Source organism: Microcystis sp. LE18-22.4A (assembly GCF_027531105.1).
Classification (GTDB): domain Bacteria; phylum Cyanobacteriota; class Cyanobacteriia; order Cyanobacteriales; family Microcystaceae; genus Microcystis; species Microcystis aeruginosa.
Window position 1 is genome coordinate 25,870 of sequence record NZ_JAPZRB010000272.1, and the last position, 15,948, is coordinate 41,817.

Consider the following 15,948-nt stretch of genomic DNA (forward strand, 5'->3'; position numbering starts at 1 on the left):
TCCCGATACCAACCCTAATAGTTTACCGAAGTGCCGCTCCTATCAATAATGATAGAACTAGGGACGGGGGACTGGGAGGGATCGGCTGTTTCTGAAGGTGCCGGACTACTGGGAGAAGGGGATGCTTGTAATTCTGGCGGTAACTGTTTCATTAACTCCACCGCCTCCTGTCGGTTTTGATTGGCCAAGCGACGGGCTTTTTCCCGTTGAAAAAAGGGTAAATTAGCGGGTGATTCTTCTCTTTGACGCAATTCCTCCAACATTCGTTCGTTAATGATCGCGGTCGAGGGGGCGGGGGTGACTTGGGGCGGTGGTGGCGGTGGTGCAGAAACTAGGGAAGATACGGGCGGGGTGCTGGGGTTCGGGGGGGCGACGGGTAAAGATTGCTTGATCTTACTGACGGGTAATTGATGGGCCGGCATTGGGGATGGTGGCGGATTCGGGGGTAAGAGGGCATTAGTCAGATTGATAGCGGTGGGGGGACTCTGAACCACTGGTGGGGCGGGAATGTTAGCGATCGGGCTAGTTTTAACCGGAGGAGCGGGAATATTAACGATCGGACTGGTTTGAGGAGTTTTCTGTACCGGACGAGCGATCGCTATCAATCGATCGAGGTGGCGGGAGTTATTTTGGCGCTGCTCGAGGGGGGAATTCTCAGTTTTCCTCGGGGTGGGGGTAGTATTGGTTAACCATTGATTGAGACTGAGGAGACTATTAGCAATTAAAAAGATCACCATTGCCCGGATACCCCAAGGGGTAAAAAAGAGATCTTCAGCTTGGGGATAGACGTTAATGACAGCAGCTTCTAGGTATTCTGGTTCCCGAGCGGGATCGATGGCTGAACTGGGTTGATGAACGATCGAGAGAGGGGAATCTTGGGGGGATGGGGATCGATCGGATTTCATGAGGGTATTAAAGGTTATGCTGAAAAGTTAGGGGGTTTTTTCGTCCTAGTGTACCGTGGTATTCCCTAGATTTTCCAGATGTCTTTACATTCTCTTGACAAAATTTTGGCGGTTATTACTCAACAGGCGGGTTGGGAAGAATATCGCCACTATGATCAAGTGCTGCAATTGTGGCCAAAAATTATTAATCCCCGTCTGCTTGAGCAAACCCGGCCTTTTTCCCTGAGTCGCGGGGTTTTATCGGTGGCTACCAATAGCGCCGCTTTAGCACAGGAATTGTCTTTACAACGCTATAGCTTATTAAAACGGCTTAATAGTCAGTTAGAGACTCCCTTGAGCGATATCCGCTTTTCTGCTGCCCGTTGGCAGCAGGATAGTCAGTTAATTCCGCTAGAAGCGATCGCGCCTAATTCCCTCAGAGATCATCCTAGCTATGTCACCCCAGAAAAACCGCCAGAAAATCCCCAGCAACCGGACATTTTAGAGACTTGGAGCCAGAAAATACGTCATAGAACCCGATCCTGGCCAATTTGCCCTCGTTGTCAGTCTCCCACTCCCTCCGGAGAGCTTGAGCGTTGGCAATGTTGTGCTTTTTGTTTTGCCCAGTCGGGCGGGGTAAAAGATGCAATTTTTTTATAGTATTGTGGAAAGAGTGGTTTTGAGTCAGGAATCAATTGGCCGATCTTTTCTGTCTTAATTGAACCTGTATTCATCAATTCTATCGAGCTAAGGCTTGATCCCCGTTCTGTTATTGCTGATACTAGACCCAATAACCTCGGCCACAACTGAGTTTAACTCCTCTGTTTTGAGACAGTGCTGCTTTTTGCAAAGTAACTATTAAAAGATTCTAAAAACAAAATTTTTTTTGGGGATCACTAAAAACTATATGGCATATCAGTTCTAGCTGTGGTAGTCAGGAAAATACCCTTGGCACAGGGTAGGACAATATTACACAGAGCGAAAAGAGAGTCATCCCTTGAGTTCCCTATAATCATCTTCCTTTTAAAGCCAACCCATGCAAGCCGCAAACTTTCTTACCTCTTCCTGTCGATACTGCCGATACTATCAAACCCAAGGTCGGCGCGGTGGCACTTGTCAACAACTAGATGTTCCCGTCGAAGCTCATTGGAAAGCCTGCGCTCTAGCGATGCCTCCTTTTAGTACTGAATGGCAACAACTCAATCGGGTGGTTAGTTTAGAACAGTCTCTAGAATTAACCTGTACAGTGTCGCCAACTCCCGTGGTGGTTTCCCCTAGTCGTCATGCTCCCCGACAACCGATCGCGGTTTAGAAGATCTGGGGCCTAAACAGGAGCAAAAAATTGGCGTTGCCCATTAAAAATATGAATGAATTCACCCTCCCACATCTTTTAGAGTGCTATTTTTGAGATAATAGATCAGTTAATTGCCAAGATAAAGCTAGGAAAGGCAGAATTGCTGTAGAAAGTACTCAGGAGTTGAGAGTTGGGGTTTTAGGGTTTTGGGGTATTAGTTGAAATTCCCCTATCTCCCTATCTCCCCGCACCCCACACCCCGCACCCCACTTCCCGATAATTAATGTCGCCAGAATGCCCCCGATGACTTCTAATCATCCCCTGAAAATTGGTATAGTTGGGACAGGGTTCGCCGCTCAACGTCGCGCTGAAAGCTTGCAAGCGGATGATCGCGCCCAGCTTTTGTATGTTAGCGGTAATAGTGCCGAATCGATCGCTAATTTCTCGCAAAAATACCAAATTTCTACCCTAGATTCGGCAGTAAGCCTGGCCAGCCATCCCGATCTCGATCTGATTGTCGTTGCCAACGTTAATCAGGCCCATGCCTCGATCGCCCGTACTGCCTTAAAATTCGGTAAGCACGTTATCGTCGAGTATCCCCTAGCTTTTCACCCGGCAGCGGCAGCAGAATTAATCACCCTAGCCGAAACCGAGAACAAATTACTGCACGTCGAACATATTGAACTTTTGGGGGGACTGCATCAAACCCAACAGCAGTATTTAGCCAGCCTCGGCAATATCCACCTAGCCCGTTATACCACGATCGCCCCCGGCAGACCGGCACCCCGGCGCTGGACATTTCATCGGGATTTATTCGGTTTTCCTTTGATCGCTGCCCTTTCTCGTATCCATCGCTTTACTAATTTATTTGGAGAAGTGGAGTCCGTATCCTGTCATTGTCGTTATTGGAATGCCCCGGAATCCGATTATTTTCTGGCCTGTTTGTGTGAGGCGCAGTTATTATTTAAAAATGGCTTAATTGCTGAAGTTACCTACGGTAAAGGCGAAGTTTTTTGGCAAAATGAGCGAACTTTCACTATTCATGGCGAGGGGGGCAGCTTAATTTTTGAAGGGGAAACAGGGCAGTTAATTAATAGTGAAGGTAGCCAAGCTTTAGAAGTGGAAACCCGTCGCGGTCTTTTTGCCAAAGATACCGCCATGGTGCTAGATTATCTGTTCGATCGGGTTCCTCTTTATGTTACTCCCCAAGCCAGTCTTTATGCCCTAGAAGTGGCATACGCTGCCTATCAATCTTCCTTGTCGGGAAAAACAGTTTTTCTCCGGGCCAATTAAACCGACTTAGACTTTTTGAATTAACTTTCTGCCTAGTAAACCCTGGGGACGAACTAACAACATAATAAAGAGAATAGCAAAAGCGATCGCCTCTCGATAACCGGAATATTCTGCGGGAACAAAAGCTTCGGCAATACCCAATAATAAACCACCGATTACTGCTCCGGGGATACTTCCCAATCCCCCTAAAACAATCACTCCTAAACCTTTTAATCCGAAAGCAATACCGAAATAGGGGCCAGCGATACTAACACTAGAACCGACTAAAGTTCCTGCTAAACCTGCCAAGGCACCACTGATAAAAAAGGTAATCACGATAAATTTTTCGGGATTGATACCCAACAAACTGGCCGTGGTGACATCTTCAGCTACCGCTTGTAAAGCTTTGCCCATTTTGGTGAAATTAACCCAATAAGTTAGCAAAGCCACCATAACTGCTGAAACCAGAAAAATAATAATCTGAATTGTGCGAATTGCCACGGGGCGATCGGCTGTACCGAAATTAATTGCGGGGGGAAGATTGCCATAAATACCATCGGGAAAAGTATAAATTTCTGCCCCGAATAAGTATTGAATGACATTGACAATCACCACGGCTGCCCCTAGGCTAGAAACCAGAGTTAAGAGAGAATCGGAACCCCGTACCCGGAGGGGTTTAAAGGCCAATCTTTCCAGAAGAACCGAGGTGAAACCTGAAAGGATACAGCCTAGCAAGAGTGCCAAAAAAAAGGGTAAGGAAAAGGGTAATTTGGCATTAGCCAATAAACCATTAAAACCGAAAACTCCCCCCGCTAGAGCGTAGGTAAAATAGGCACCGAGGGTAAAAATTGCGCCATGGGCAAAATTGATAATCCCTAAAATGGAAAAAATCAAAGTGTAACCGAGGGCAAAAATAGCATAGACACTACCGATCGATAAACCGTTTAAAACCTGTTGAAAAATCGTTACTAGATCCATTGTCAGGGTTAGCTAGGGTAACTTTTGATTATAACTGACGGTCGCCACCACATCCGGTAAAGGACGCTGCAGTTTATATAACCAGAATAAACCGAAAATACCGATAGCGATCGCTCCTAAACTAATTATTTGCGCCATTTTCAAAAGCCCAAACATTAAACTATCGGTGCGTAGCCCCTCGATCCAGAATCTACCTAGACTGTAGGCGATAAAATAGACTAGGGTAAGGGTGCCAATTTTTAATTTACTAGGGTGTTTTAAACCCCAGAAAAATAGATAGATGAGTAGGGCAAAAACTGCCAGATTCCAGAGAGATTCGTAGAGAAAGGTGGGGTGAAAATAATCGACGGCGATATATTCTAAAGGACGACTAGCCGGAGGAATAAACAACTTCCAAGGTAAATTAGTCGGACTGCCAAAAGCTTCCGAATTAAAAAAGTTACCCCAACGTCCGATCGCTTGACCGAGAATAACTGAAGGGGCCACCAGATCAAGTAATTGCCAAAGAGAAACCCGATTAATGCGGGCAAAGATTAGGGCTGCCAGCAAACCCCCGATAATTGCCCCGTGAATGGCGATACCTCCCTTCCAAATGGCGATAATATCAGCAGGATTTTGCGCGTATTCTTGCCACTGAAAGAGAACATAGTACAGACGGGCCGCAGGTATGGCCCCCACTACTAACCAAATGGCCAAATCGGCGATTAAATCGGGATCGATCGCTCTTTTTTGGGCGAGGTACTGGGAGAGGGTGACACCCAATAATACCGCCATAGCGATGAGAAATCCATACCAGCGCACCGAAATCGGTCCGATCTCCCAGAGGATCGGACCGGGGGACTGAAAGACAAAACCTAAGAGCATAAAATTATTAAGAATAAAAAATTTTATCTTTCCTATAGTATCTTATGCTATGATGGAATAAGCTGACATATTTGCGGATGTGGCGGAATTGGTAGACGCGCTAGATTTAGGTTCTAGTATCTTTTCGATGTGTGGGTTCGAGTCCCTCCATCCGCATTAACCTTCGGGTCGATGAGGTGTAACCTGATTTGGTGTTGACGACCGACGACCCAAAAGGGGAAACTTGTTAATTTCCATTTTTGAGACTCCGGTTCAGATTTATTTTTTCAGCTGACTTCTTACCCAATTCCGAAATGCTTTTACTAACTCTAGGTAATCTGTCTGGCCAGCTTGTTGTAAAAATATAGCAATCTCTGAAATAGGAATATTTATAAAAAATTGACTGGTTGGGGAGGTGATATAACTGCCATTTTGTAATTGTTGGATAACCAGAGATTCCCCATTATAAACCCAAACCTCTGCCACGCCTAGATCTGCATAAACCTGAAGGCGATTTTGAGAACTGCTGGTGACATCAATTTCTATGACTAAATCCGGTGCAGGGTCTTCATTTAAGTCCAGTCGCTTTTTCCCCCGAACCGCCTCAATATTATCAATGTAAAAACATTAATCCGGTTCTGCACCGCTTAATTGAGGGCGTTTAAAGGTGGTAGAACCGAGGGGATAAATCGGGACTGTTGATTCTTCCGCTAGGGTTTCGACAAAGCGACCGATGAGGGTTTTACTAAATTCGTGTCCGGTCGAAGGAGCCATGATTTCTAAATTGCCACGATTGTAGGTCAGCCGCAGACGGCGATCGCTCATTTCTTCTAGCAGCGTTTCGTAGGTTTCCCAGCTAATCCCGGACAGGTGAATTATTTCAGCCGGTGGTGCGAGCAGTGTTACAGTCATAGATTCAAGCAAAAATACCCTGCTTCTATAATAATCAAAGGGTGAGCATGGCCCACCCTTACTTAGGGTCTGCTGAATAAATCTAAAAACCTTGTTGGATAAGGTTTTTAGACTTTTTTGACCTCAAAAAGTGCCGAACTTTGGAGTGATTGGGGGGAAAATCCCTGGACTTTTTTCCTGAAAATTAGGTAATTGACCACCTGAAAATGAGTAAAACCCCACACCCCACACCCCACACCCCACACCCTGCCACCACCGAAAAACTTTTTCAGCAAACCCTACTTAATTAAGCAGTTACTACCGGGGAAGCTAACCGTTTAAAGGTCAATCTTTCATCGGCCACATCGACAAAAATCGTGTCTCCCCCTTTGAATTCGCCGCGCAGAATTGCCTTAGCGATCGGAGTTTCCACATATCTTTGTACTGCCCGTTTTAAGGGTCGCGCACCGTACACTGGGTCATAACCAATTTCTGCTAGATAATCGAGGGCAATATCGGCAAGTTTCAGGGCTAATTTTTGTTCCATCAAGCGATCACTGAGATTGGCTACCTGTAGTTTGACAATCGATCGCAGTTGCGCTTTTTGTAAACTATGGAAAATGATCGTTTCATCGATACGATTGAGGAATTCGGGACGGAAACTATTCCGCATTGCTTCCATCACCCGCGCCTGCATTTCCTCGTAACGAGACTCATCACCAGCCACGTCTAAAATGTATTGAGAACCGATATTACTGGTCATAATAATGATGGTATTTTTGAAATCAACCAGATGACCTTGAGAGTCGGTTAAGCGCCCATCGTCAAGGATTTGTAACATAACGTTAAAAACGTCGGGATGGGCTTTTTCAATCTCATCAAAGAGGATGACAGAGTAGGGACGACGCCGGATTGCCTCGGTTAGTTGTCCCCCTTCATCGTAGCCGACGTATCCCGGAGGCGCACCCATGAGACGGGAAACGCTGTGTTTTTCCATGTATTCCGACATATCGATGCGAACTAGAGCCTCTTCCGTGTCAAAGAGATTGCGCGCTAAAGCTTTCGCCAATTCTGTCTTGCCAACACCCGTCGGACCGAGGAAAATAAAGCTGGCCGTGGGACGGTTGGGATCCGATAAACCGGCGCGGGAACGTTGAATCGCTTCGGCCACGGCTGTCACCGCTTCCTCTTGACCGATGACACTTTCGTGTAATTCCTCTTCCAGATTGAGGAGTTTTTCTTTTTCCGATTCGATTAATTTATTGAGAGGAATTCCCGTCCATTTCGAGATAATTTCGGCGATATCCGATTCGAGAACTTCTTCCCTTAATAAACTTTTACCGGTGGTTTGTTTGTCGGCCAATTGAGTTTCTAGGGCGGACATTTGCCGCTGCAGATCGGTTAATTTTCCGAACTTTAATTCCGCGGCGCGATTATAATCATAATCTCGTTCGGCCTGTTGAATTTCCAGATTAACTTGTTCGATCGCTTCTTTAACCCCACGAACTTTATCGATAATCTCTTTTTCCCCTTGCCATTGGGCATTTAATCCCGATTGTTCTTCCTTGAGGTTAGCCAGTTCTTTTTCTAACTTTTCTAACCGTTCTCGCGAAGCTGGATCGTATTCCCGTTGTAGGGAAAGTTTTTCCATTTCTAACTGGAGAATTTTGCGATCAATTTCATCGAGTTCTTCTGGTTTAGAAGTGATTTCCATCTTCAATTTTGCCGCCGCTTCATCAACTAAATCAATGGCCTTGTCTGGCAAAAAGCGATCGCTAATATAACGATTAGAAAGCAGTGCCGCTGCCACTAAAGCATTATCGGCAATTTTCACCCCATGATGCACCTCATAACGTTCTTTGAGACCGCGAAGAATCGAAATAGTATCGACCACATTTGGTTCATCCACTAAAACCTCTTGGAAGCGTCTTTCTAATGCCGCATCTTTTTCGATATATTTGCGGTATTCATCGAGGGTAGTGGCTCCGATACAACGCAATTCACCCCGGGCTAACATTGGTTTTAATAAATTGCCCGCATCCATTGCCCCTTGAGTGGCTCCCGCACCGACAACGGTATGAATTTCATCAATAAACATGATGATATTGCCTTGGGAATCGGTGACTTCCTTGAGGACAGCTTTTAATCTTTCCTCAAATTCTCCGCGATATTTTGCTCCCGCAATTAAGCCACCTAAATCGAGAGAAATGAGAGTCCGATCTAACAGAGATTCTGGCACATCACGGTTAATAATCCGCTGGGCTAATCCTTCGACAATGGCTGTTTTTCCTACTCCCGGTTCCCCGATTAAAACTGGGTTATTTTTAGTCCGACGCGAGAGGATCTGAATGGTGCGACGGATTTCGTCATCCCGTCCAATTACGGGGTCTAATTTACCTTCCCGTGCCAATTGGGTGAGATCCCGTCCGTATTTTGCTAGGGCCTCATATTTGCCTTCTGGATTCTGATCGGTCACTTTTTGACTACCTCTGACTTGTTGAATAATTTCCTTGAGTTTGTTTTCGGTAAGTCCGAATTCTTGAAAAATATTTTTACCGAAGCGATCATCTTTAGCGTAACCTAAAATCAAATGCTCGATCGAGATAAAGTCATCTCCAAATTCTCGGCGATAATTTTCTGCTCGATCGAGTAAACTATCTAAACTACGACCTAAATAAATCGAGTCGCCGGGGTTAGAGATTTTCGGTTGACGACGGATAAAATCATCGGTTCGATCCCGCAAACGGGCTAGACTAATATTAGCTTTACTAAAGACACTGCCCGCTAATCCCTCCTGTTCCAGTAGGGCTTTCATTAGATGTTCGCTTTCGATTTGTTGCTGGCTGTTCTGTTTGGCAATGTCCGGCGTTTTGACGATTGCCTCCCAAGCTTTTTCTGTAAATTGTTGTGGATTGGTTGGCTGCATTTTCTATAAGAGATTACTTTTATACCCTTGAGACTATTCTAGATTGACCGGTTTGTTGGCTTCTAGGGGCTTACCGTACCTAGTTAAGGGGGATTTCCCCTCAATGGTGCGATTTAAGCCGCTAAAGTTGATCAGCTGTAATGGATTTAAACTGCTTCGGGGAAATTTTAGTACAAATGTTCAATCTCTCAACCAAGCTAAAATCTTAATTATTAAAGATGTCCAGTGATTACTGATTACTGATGACTGTTTACAAGGGCCGAATCTAAAACCTAAGTAGGGAGGCACAATTATTTGTAGGATGGGTTAGCGGTAGCGTAACCGATGCAGGCGTTGGGTTTCATGCTTCAACCCAACCTACGTTCTGATGACTGTTTACTGATAACTGATGACTGATTAATTCCCCCCTAAAATACTCTCTAAGCGATTAAAGATTTAACTTTACTAATGATACCAACTGGGTCAATACCTTGGTGGGGGAATTGTTCCCATAAACCGCCACAACCTTCATGGTGAGTACCGATATAGGCGTATTTAGGAGTTAAACCGCGTTCGAGTAACCAAGAACCATAACGGCTACCTAAACCCGTACGACGGTTAAATGCTTCTACCACTAAAACAAAGGGAGAATTACCAACTTTAGCGATAATTTCTTCATCCACCACATTGAGAGTCGGTTTATTAATTAAACCCACGTCAATACCTTCTTGTTTTAAGCGTTCCACTGCATCTAAAGCGCGGTATAAACCATCGCCAAAGCTGATGATATAACCGGCAGTGCCTTCTCGAATTACTTCATCTTTTCCGGGGACAAAGGTATAACCATCGCCAAAGAAATTATTACCGTTAGTATCAAGAATATTGGGAGTTTTAGAACGAGTCGAGAAGATAAAACGTAAACCGGGTTGATGGAAAGTTGCCTCAACACAAGCGGTCATTTGTGCCGCATCGGCCGGGAAATAAAGACGGGTTTCGTAACCGTCATCCAGTCCATTATCGGCAAAGAAATTATTCAAACCAAAGTGACAGGTATTATCCGCCATGTCATCGATACCAGAATGGGAAAAATGACATAAAAGATTAGAATAATTCAAGCGGGCCATGGTGATTTCAGAAATACACATTTCTAGAAAAGCGGCAAAGGTGGCGAAAATTCCCTGTTTACCTTTTTCCATACCAAAACCAGCGGCTGCCGAAAGATTGCCCCGTTCCATAATACCGGAAGGAATAAACACTTCGGGATGTTTATCGTGGATAATTTTCAGACCGCAGGAACCCTCTAAATCGCTATCTACTACTAATACCTTAGCCTTGCGTTCTTCCTCGCTCATTTTGCCTAAAAGACTGACTACTGCTTCACCGAAAACGTTGCGGTTAGAACCCCATTTATCCCCAGAACCGAGGAATTTATAGTCATTAGAAGGCTTCTTAATACTGTTGAGATATTCCACGGCGGCACTGTGTCCTTTTGCCTCTAAATATTTCAAAGCCAAGGGTACAGAAATCACATCATGACCGTGGTTAGAACCTTCTAAACCTTCAATACCGGGACACATGGGACGTTTATTAATAATCGCAATCGGGCCAGGAGTATTAATTGCTTCACAGATATTGCGATACAAACTATCGATATCTTCCCCATCTCCCACTAACACTTTTAGACCATGGCCAACGAGAGTTTTGGCCACATCATAACCGGGTAAATATTTGGAAGGATTACCAGCAATCGTCACATCATTATCATCAATAATCAGCTTAACATTGATGTGTTGAGCCACGGCTAAACGGGCAGCTTCTGCGTCATTGCCTTCCTGTTGAGAACCATCGGAACCTAAACAAAAAACGGTTTTTCCGGGGTTAGCTAAAGCGACACCGTTAACGTAGGGCCACATATGTCCTAAACGGCCAGAACTAAATTTTACGCCGGGGGTTAATCCTAATTCCGGGTGTCCGGGGAGTTTAGAATTAGCCTCGCGGTAGTGCATTAATTGTTCTGGGGGTAAAGAACCTTCTAACGCAGACATGAGATATTGAGTACCGACGCGGTGTCCCGCTTCATCGAAGAAAATTGGTACAAATTGACTAGGTTGACCGCGGAAAAGAGCATCGAGAATCACCACTTCCGGGACGGTATCGTAGGGGCCGCCGGTGTGTCCACCCACACCCCGGGCCGCACCCGTGGCAGTAAAAAAGATGATAGCATCGCGACAGAGTTGGATATTGGCTTTTAGGGCGCTTCTTTGGTCGTCGGTGAGGGTGGGGTTACTGGGGTCGAGACTGATGGGTTTATAGGCGCTCAAATCGATGGGAAAGGTTGTCATCGTAGATTTTCCTTAATGTAGAGAAATAACTATAGTCAGGGAAATCATAGCCTAGAATGTCACCCGATCGATTGATTGAATAATTTCTTATCATTGATGTAGTCCCTAATACAAAAGTTTTACCCCTGCTGGGATAGCGTCCACGGTGCGGGACGGGGGAAATCTTAAAAAAGATACGGGAAAAAAAGCTGTTCTTGAGGGCAATGGTCCAGAATGGCAGCTAAGACCGAGTAAAAAGGGGAAAGGGGAAAGGAAAAAGTAAAAAGGATAACCTTTGACTGTATAGCGTTTCTTAGAGGGATGAAGTATGACCTGATTCTCGGTTGATATTACTGCAATCTCTAGCCAAAAAATCAGCCCATAATTAACAAAAACTAGATTTAAGGTAAAAACTATGTGTTTAGGCATACCGGGACAAATTACGGCAATTATTGATGAAAACCATCATCTGGCTCTCGTCGATGTGGGGGGTGTAAAAAGAGAAGTAAATATCGCTTGTATTGTTGATGAAGACCATCCCGCTAATACTTGTGTAGGGGATTGGGTATTAGTTCATGTGGGTTTTGCCATGAATCGAATCGATGAAGATGAGGCGCAAGAAACCTTAAATTTATTAACACAATTATTGGAATTAGAGGAAGAATTTAATCATAATTAATGTTCTTAATTAGTTAGCCACAAATTAATTCTGTTGTCTATCTTAAGAAATGTAAATTACGGCAATTAATTATTACTGACGACCGACGACCGGCTCCACAATTAACTTTACTTTTGTCCAACCACTTATAGAGAGAAAGCTTGTTATGAAATACGTTGATGAATTTCGTGATCCCGTTAAAGCGGCAGCATTAATTCAACAAATTGAACAATTATCGATAAGAATCTCTGAAAAGCGGGAAAAAGTTACTAAAATTATGGAGGTTTGTGGAGGTCATACCCACTCAATTTTTAGATACGGTATCGAGGCCATACTTCCGGAAACTATCGAATTAATTCATGGTCCTGGATGTCCCGTTTGTGTAATGCCGCGAGGTCGTTTAGATGATGCCATTTTTCTCGCACAACAACCGAACGTAATTCTGACAACTTTTGGCGATACTATGCGTGTCCCCGGTTCCCATTTGAGTCTGCTGCAAGCGCGAGCAAAAGGTGATGATATTCGCATGGTTTATTCTCCTCGCGATGCCTTAAAAATTGCCAGAGAAAATCTCGATAAAGAAGTAATATTTCTAGCATTAGGTTTTGAAACAACCGTTCCTAGCACAGCTTTAACCGTTTTAGAAGCCCAAAGAGATGGTATCACTAATTTTAGTTTATTTTCTAATCATGTGGTGATTATTCCCGCTCTGAAAGCTTTGTTAGATAACCCGTATCTACAGTTAGACGGTTTTGTTGGTCCCGGTCATGTTAGCATGGTAATTGGCACAGAACCCTATCAAGTTATTGCCCAAGAATATCATAAACCTGTGGTAGTTTCTGGGTTTGAACCCTTGGATATTCTCCAATCAATTTGGATGGTATTAAAACAATTAGATGAGCAGAGATGTGAGATCGAAAATCAGTACGATCGAGTGGTACAAAATCAAGGAAATAGAGTCGCTTTATCGGCAATCGACCAAGTTTTTGAACTGCGGGATCAGTTTGAATGGCGAGGTTTAGGAGAAATTGCACAAGGAGGGTTAAAACTGCGAGATGAGTACAGTAATTTTGATGCGGAGAAAAAATTTACCCTACCCAATCAGCGCGTTAAAGATCACAAAGCTTGTCAGTGTGGCGAAATTCTTAAAGGTGTTTTAAAACCCTGGGAATGTAAAGTATTTGGGACTGCTTGTACTCCCGAACATCCCATCGGTACTTGTATGGTTTCTAGTGAAGGTGCTTGTGCCGCTTATTATAAGTATGGTAGAAATTAGTAAATTTTTTTACTGATTAGGTTCCTTTCCGGTGAGGAAACGCTAGAATTATCACCAGAAGAAATTAACAATCTCTCGGTGATAAAAAAGATGAAGATCAAAAATAATCTGGGTTTATTTGGCTTAACTACCTCTGTGCTGCTAATTATCGCTTCGGAAATCGTTCTTGCTTCCCAAGAACAAACCCTAGAACTGCAACCAAGTCAACCCCCCAGCGCCGATTTTTTCAAACCCGTCACCAATCTAATTAAAGATTTAAACCATCAGGGAGTAACTATCACCGATCCCAATGATCCCATGGCGGTGCGCTACCGAGTCAATTCCCCCTGTCCTGGTTGTGCGGTTTATCTAGGCACGGGAGTTGCCAATCCTCGCACCCAGACTAATAATAATGGCATGGGAATCAATTTTGGTCTTGGTTTCACCATGCCCTTTTCACCCTAAATACCGATGACATATTTACGCCATTCGTGATTGTGATTGCCCCTGGTGTGCTTTAATAGCTCAAAGTGGAGACTGCTGTAGGGACGACGGGGTTGGGCGTGCAGGGACATATTGGCCTCTTTTGGTGTACGATTGCCTTTATGCACATTACAACGCACACAAGCCGCCACTAAATTCTCCCAGGTATCACCCCCTCCGCGAGAACGGGGAATCACATGATCGATGGTTAATTGTTCACCTCGGTAGAGACAGTATTGACAGGTGTGATGATCTCGTTCAAGAATATTACGACGGGTTAAAGGAATTTCCTTGTAGGGAACACGGACGTATTGCCTAAGACGGATAACGGAGGGTAGGGGTAAGTCACGACAAACAACTTTTCCGTTATGTTCTAGGGATTCAGCTTTTCCTTTCAACAATAAAACGATCGCACGCCGCCAACTGGTAATATTTAGCGGTTCGTAGGAGGCATTCAACACGAGAACCTTGCTCATAGGTGTCTGGAGATCGCTTGAATTTACCCCGCATGGTAACACAGATCCCTGAGATGGGAACCTATTATTCACTGTTGGGGAAGTGGGGAGCTTTTTTCATTGCGATCGCCAAAACTTCCTTGACATTTGTTTCTAAATATGCTATGAAAGCGGGCATTCCTGAGAAGTTAAAGCTGAAAAAAACCGCCGTAGCCGTGTCGAATACGCGCAATATCAGTAAGGCTAGTATGAAGCTTAATGACGCTTTACCGCGCATGGAAGTTAATCCCGAAACCTACGAGGTGCGTGCTGACGGGGAATTATTAATCTGTGAACCCGCTACGGTTTTACCCATGGCCCAACGCTATTTCTTATTTTGAATTCGATTTCAGGAAACGGGTTTTTTGAAAAAACCCGTTTTCTTTTTGAATCACAGTTAAGGATTAGTAGGAAGGTTTGGTAAAAATAACTTAACTAATCCTGCCATTAGTGCAGCAACAATAGCAACAAAGATGATTCGATTAGTAAATTCCAAGTTATCTAGTCGTTTATTCACGCCTGTTAATTCTCCTTTAATATTTGCTATGTCAACTCTTAAGTTATTCACTTCTTCAGATAGCTTGTCTATTTTGCTATTAAGTTGTTCAGATAATCTGTCTATTTTGCCATTAAGTTGTTCAGATGACTTGTCTATTTTGTCATTAACTTCTTTGAATTGTCCTACAATAAAGTCTTTTAATTCTTTGAGGTCGTTTTCTGTAAATGTTGCCATTGTGTGACTCTCCTAGTAATTGTTTGTGATAAGTAGTCGTGCAAAATTAATTTCCCAGTCGAGACAGGAGACAGGAGACAGGAGACGGGAGACGGGAGACGGGATCAGATTTGAGTTTTTAGTTCACTGTTTACTGATCACAGCAAAAAGCTGACGGAGTAACTGCTGACGGTTTGGATGTGTAATTAATTTTGCTTAGGTAAGTAGGTGGGTGGAATTAAATATAAAATAAACGTAGGTTGGGTTGAAGCATGAAACCCAACGCCCGCATGGGTTACGCTACCGCTAACCCATCCTACAAATAATTGTGCCTACCTACTTACTTACCAATAATTTTACTACTAAGTTTAACTCCTAACCCTTAATCAGTCAAATTGCATCGAAGTTGCATCACCAGAAGGAATAAAACTTGACCAATAAAAAGGATGTTTTTGCTTCTCACCCTTGAGCATTCCTAATTGAATTTGTCGTAAAGCTTCACTGCGTCCTTCTCCTTTTTGTAAGCGTCCATAATAGGCGACCATTAAATCTTTAGTCGCGTCATCAGATACTTTCCAAAGGCTAATTAGTTGGCTTTCTGCTCCAGCAATAACTAAAGCGCGACGCAGACCATAAATCCCTTCACCTACGCTTCTAGTTTGGCGATTTTTTGATGATAATTAATGCTTTATACTGTATATTAATTATCAAATTTAGCCAAGATTTTCAATCCTTCTTCTGGGTTGCCATTAGCTGCCATTTCCTTAAATCTAGTATAGGCATTAAATTCGGCTAAAGTGTTGGTGGAAAGATATTGAATCAGTTTATTGATACTGATTCCTTTTAGTTCATTCATAGAAAACTCCTGATTCTGGCGGTAATTTCCTGAAGAACTTCTAAGAGCGTTGGAGCAGCGGACGAGATTACATTTTCTTCACTGCTGTCATGTTTGTGATGG

At 43.8% G+C, this 15,948-nt stretch carries 17 protein-coding genes, 1 tRNA gene and 1 pseudogene; 8 read left to right on the forward strand and 11 right to left on the reverse strand.

Annotated features, from left to right (window positions below):
• Positions 1–14: 14 nt before the first annotated feature.
• A complete protein-coding gene (locus O9295_RS12720) occupies positions 15–905 on the reverse strand; it encodes a hypothetical protein (RefSeq protein WP_002757679.1) in 891 nt (296 codons plus the stop codon).
• A 78-nt stretch (positions 906–983) separates the two neighbouring features.
• Between O9295_RS12720 and O9295_RS12725 the strand changes: the two genes are divergently transcribed.
• The 3 genes from O9295_RS12725 (at position 984) to O9295_RS12735 (ending at position 3,471) form a co-directional block, all read left to right on the forward strand.
• Positions 984–1,544 carry a DciA family protein gene (locus O9295_RS12725; RefSeq protein WP_061431476.1) on the forward strand — a complete coding sequence of 187 codons (561 nt, stop codon included), beginning with the start codon at positions 984–986 and terminating at the stop codon, positions 1,542–1,544.
• 376 nt (positions 1,545–1,920) lie between these two features.
• Positions 1,921–2,196: a hypothetical protein gene (locus O9295_RS12730; RefSeq protein WP_045356513.1), complete on the forward strand. Its 276-nt coding sequence runs from the start codon at positions 1,921–1,923 to the stop codon at positions 2,194–2,196.
• A gap of 276 nt (positions 2,197–2,472) precedes the next feature.
• A complete protein-coding gene (locus tag O9295_RS12735; protein ID WP_288033162.1) occupies positions 2,473–3,471 on the forward strand; it encodes a Gfo/Idh/MocA family protein in 999 nt (332 codons plus the stop codon).
• A gap of 6 nt (positions 3,472–3,477) precedes the next feature.
• Here O9295_RS12735 and O9295_RS12740 read toward each other — a convergent pair whose 3' ends face one another.
• Together O9295_RS12740 and lgt are read right to left on the reverse strand one after the other, a co-directional pair.
• Complete coding sequence (locus O9295_RS12740; protein WP_002757675.1) at positions 3,478–4,428, reverse strand: branched-chain amino acid ABC transporter permease; 951 nt, start codon at positions 4,426–4,428, stop codon at positions 3,478–3,480.
• A 12-nt stretch (positions 4,429–4,440) separates the two neighbouring features.
• A complete protein-coding gene (gene lgt, locus O9295_RS12745; protein ID WP_288033163.1) occupies positions 4,441–5,292 on the reverse strand; it encodes a prolipoprotein diacylglyceryl transferase in 852 nt (283 codons plus the stop codon).
• Positions 5,293–5,365: 73 nt separating this feature from the next.
• On the opposite strand from lgt, the gene O9295_RS12750 reads away from it, so the two are divergent.
• Positions 5,366–5,448: transfer RNA gene (locus tag O9295_RS12750), tRNA-Leu, on the forward strand.
• A 102-nt stretch (positions 5,449–5,550) separates the two neighbouring features.
• On the opposite strand, the gene O9295_RS27840 is transcribed toward O9295_RS12750, so the two are convergent.
• The 4 genes from O9295_RS27840 to O9295_RS12770 all read right to left on the reverse strand — a co-directional run bounded on the left by O9295_RS27840 (position 5,551) and on the right by O9295_RS12770 (position 11,409).
• A complete protein-coding gene (locus tag O9295_RS27840; protein ID WP_502846501.1) occupies positions 5,551–5,889 on the reverse strand; it encodes a Uma2 family endonuclease in 339 nt (112 codons plus the stop codon).
• 9 nt (positions 5,890–5,898) lie between these two features.
• On the reverse strand, positions 5,899–6,183 hold the full coding sequence (locus O9295_RS27845; RefSeq protein WP_288033165.1) for a PDDEXK family nuclease: 285 nt from the start codon (positions 6,181–6,183) through the stop codon (positions 5,899–5,901).
• Between the two features lie 286 nt (positions 6,184–6,469).
• Positions 6,470–9,088 carry an ATP-dependent chaperone ClpB gene (gene clpB / locus O9295_RS12765; protein ID WP_288033167.1) on the reverse strand — a complete coding sequence of 873 codons (2,619 nt, stop codon included), beginning with the start codon at positions 9,086–9,088 and terminating at the stop codon, positions 6,470–6,472.
• A 419-nt stretch (positions 9,089–9,507) separates the two neighbouring features.
• A complete protein-coding gene (locus tag O9295_RS12770; RefSeq protein WP_288033169.1) occupies positions 9,508–11,409 on the reverse strand; it encodes a thiamine pyrophosphate-binding protein in 1,902 nt (633 codons plus the stop codon).
• Between the two features lie 394 nt (positions 11,410–11,803).
• Here O9295_RS12770 and O9295_RS12775 point away from each other — a divergent pair, with 394 nt between their 5' ends.
• From O9295_RS12775 to O9295_RS12785, 3 genes are all read left to right on the forward strand, one after another.
• Entirely contained in the window at positions 11,804–12,067 is a 264-nt protein-coding gene (locus tag O9295_RS12775) for a HypC/HybG/HupF family hydrogenase formation chaperone (RefSeq protein WP_002797289.1), read from the forward strand.
• 145 nt (positions 12,068–12,212) lie between these two features.
• Positions 12,213–13,322 (forward strand): hydrogenase formation protein HypD, encoded by a 1,110-nt coding sequence (gene hypD, locus O9295_RS12780; protein WP_288033171.1) that lies wholly within the window; start codon positions 12,213–12,215, stop codon positions 13,320–13,322.
• A gap of 90 nt (positions 13,323–13,412) precedes the next feature.
• Entirely contained in the window at positions 13,413–13,766 is a 354-nt protein-coding gene (locus O9295_RS12785) for a hypothetical protein (RefSeq protein ID WP_288033174.1), read from the forward strand.
• Here O9295_RS12785 and O9295_RS12790 read toward each other — a convergent pair.
• The gene (locus O9295_RS12790; protein ID WP_002759301.1) at positions 13,763–14,260 is read right to left on the reverse strand and encodes an HNH endonuclease; all 498 of its coding nucleotides are present in this window, start codon (positions 14,258–14,260) and stop codon (positions 13,763–13,765) included. The two genes, O9295_RS12785 and O9295_RS12790, sit on opposite strands and share 4 nt — an antisense overlap.
• Positions 14,261–14,352: 92 nt before the next feature.
• Between O9295_RS12790 and ureC the strand changes: the two are divergent.
• Positions 14,353–14,619, forward strand: a pseudogene (ureC, locus tag O9295_RS12795) (urease subunit alpha); the annotation flags it as partial.
• Positions 14,620–14,675: 56 nt separating this feature from the next.
• On the opposite strand, the gene O9295_RS12800 reads toward ureC, so the two are convergent.
• From O9295_RS12800 to O9295_RS12810, 3 genes are all read right to left on the reverse strand, one after another.
• Positions 14,676–15,011, reverse strand: a complete 336-nt coding sequence (locus O9295_RS12800) for an LPP leucine zipper domain-containing protein (RefSeq protein WP_149978404.1) — start codon at positions 15,009–15,011, stop codon at positions 14,676–14,678.
• 365 nt (positions 15,012–15,376) lie between these two features.
• Positions 15,377–15,628: a CHAT domain-containing protein gene (locus O9295_RS12805; protein ID WP_341275483.1), complete on the reverse strand. Its 252-nt coding sequence runs from the start codon at positions 15,626–15,628 to the stop codon at positions 15,377–15,379.
• 62 nt (positions 15,629–15,690) lie between these two features.
• Positions 15,691–15,846, reverse strand: a complete 156-nt coding sequence (locus tag O9295_RS12810) for a DNA-binding protein (protein ID WP_288033176.1) — start codon at positions 15,844–15,846, stop codon at positions 15,691–15,693.
• Positions 15,847–15,948: the final 102 nt, after the last annotated feature.

Bases quoted from the DNA above. Each gene is read 5' to 3' on its own strand.
- O9295_RS27845 (WP_288033165.1), bottom strand. From the start codon at position 6,183: ATGACTGTAACACTGCTCGCACCACCGGCTGAAATAATTCACCTGTCC.
- lgt (WP_288033163.1), bottom strand. From the start codon at position 5,292: ATGCTCTTAGGTTTTGTCTTTCAGTCCCCCGGTCCGATCCTCTGGGAG.
- hypD (WP_288033171.1), top strand. From the start codon at position 12,213: ATGAAATACGTTGATGAATTTCGTGATCCCGTTAAAGCGGCAGCATTA.
- O9295_RS12790 (WP_002759301.1), bottom strand. From the start codon at position 14,260: ATGAGCAAGGTTCTCGTGTTGAATGCCTCCTACGAACCGCTAAATATT.
- clpB (WP_288033167.1), bottom strand. From the start codon at position 9,088: ATGCAGCCAACCAATCCACAACAATTTACAGAAAAAGCTTGGGAGGCA.
- O9295_RS12735 (WP_288033162.1), top strand. From the start codon at position 2,473: ATGCCCCCGATGACTTCTAATCATCCCCTGAAAATTGGTATAGTTGGG.
- O9295_RS12720 (WP_002757679.1), bottom strand. From the start codon at position 905: ATGAAATCCGATCGATCCCCATCCCCCCAAGATTCCCCTCTCTCGATC.
- O9295_RS12770 (WP_288033169.1), bottom strand. From the start codon at position 11,409: ATGACAACCTTTCCCATCGATTTGAGCGCCTATAAACCCATCAGTCTC.
- O9295_RS12730 (WP_045356513.1), top strand. From the start codon at position 1,921: ATGCAAGCCGCAAACTTTCTTACCTCTTCCTGTCGATACTGCCGATAC.
- O9295_RS12785 (WP_288033174.1), top strand. From the start codon at position 13,413: ATGAAGATCAAAAATAATCTGGGTTTATTTGGCTTAACTACCTCTGTG.
- O9295_RS12800 (WP_149978404.1), bottom strand. From the start codon at position 15,011: ATGGCAACATTTACAGAAAACGACCTCAAAGAATTAAAAGACTTTATT.
- O9295_RS12725 (WP_061431476.1), top strand. From the start codon at position 984: ATGTCTTTACATTCTCTTGACAAAATTTTGGCGGTTATTACTCAACAG.
- O9295_RS12740 (WP_002757675.1), bottom strand. From the start codon at position 4,428: ATGGATCTAGTAACGATTTTTCAACAGGTTTTAAACGGTTTATCGATC.
- O9295_RS12775 (WP_002797289.1), top strand. From the start codon at position 11,804: ATGTGTTTAGGCATACCGGGACAAATTACGGCAATTATTGATGAAAAC.
- O9295_RS12810 (WP_288033176.1), bottom strand. From the start codon at position 15,846: ATGAATGAACTAAAAGGAATCAGTATCAATAAACTGATTCAATATCTT.